This is a genomic window from Burkholderia sp. Ap-955 (genome assembly GCF_011753045.1).
Classification (GTDB): Bacteria; Pseudomonadota; Gammaproteobacteria; order Burkholderiales; family Burkholderiaceae; genus Burkholderia; species Burkholderia lata_D.
This window is the reverse complement of sequence record NZ_VWWH01000231.1, coordinates 1-677: the sequence shown is the minus strand read 5'-3', so window position 1 is coordinate 677 and position 677 is coordinate 1. Positions and strand designations below refer to the sequence as shown.

The 677-nt window shown below is 74.4% G+C and carries 2 protein-coding genes; both read left to right on the top strand.

Features of this window, described 5'->3' with window-relative positions; all coding sequences use genetic code 11:
• Nucleotides 1-106 (top strand): triphosphoribosyl-dephospho-CoA synthase (locus tag F3J15_RS37500; RefSeq protein ID WP_205191161.1); only part of this gene is annotated, 106 nt, incomplete at its 5' end.
• A partial coding sequence (locus F3J15_RS37495) for an acyltransferase domain-containing protein (protein WP_166897871.1) occupies nucleotides 103-677 on the top strand: 575 nt, incomplete at its 3' end. The genes F3J15_RS37500 and F3J15_RS37495, both read left to right, overlap by 4 nt.

The window sequence follows — 677 nt, the reverse complement described above, 5'->3', positions numbered from 1 at the left end:
GCATCGTGCGTTCGTGGCACGGCGGCTGAGCCCGGGCGGCGCGGCCGACCTGCTCGCGATGAGCGTCTTCGTCGATGCGTTCGACGTTGACGAGGGCGCGCGGTGATGCTGGCCATCCTCTGTTCGGGGCAGGGCGCGCAGCGCGCCGACATGTTCGACCTGACCGGCGCCGCGCCGCAGGCCGACGCGCTGTTCGCGCATGCCGGCCGGCTCCTCGGCGACGATCCTCGCGTGTGGGTCCGGCAGGCCGGGCCGGATGCGCTGCGCGAAAACCGTGCCGCGCAGATTCTCTGCACGGTCCAGGCGCTCGCCGCCGCCGTGCTGCTCGACGCGGTGTGGCCGCGCCGGCGCTGCGTCGCCGGCTACAGCGTCGGCGAAGTCGCGTCGTGGAGCGTCGCGGGAATGATCGAGCCGGACGCCGCGCTCGACCTGGCCGATGCGCGTGCGCGCGCGATGGATGCCGCGAGCGGCGGCGACGAGCGGATGGTGTTCGTACGCGGCCTGACGCGCGCGCAACTCGCGCGGTTGTGCGACGGTCGCGACGCGGCGATCGCGATCGCGAATCCCGGCGACGCGTTCGTGGTCGCCGGGCGGCAGGCCGATGTCGATGCGGTGGCCGACGACGCGTCGCGCGACGGCGCGCTGCGCGTCGCGCCCGTCTGCGTGCGAATCGCGTA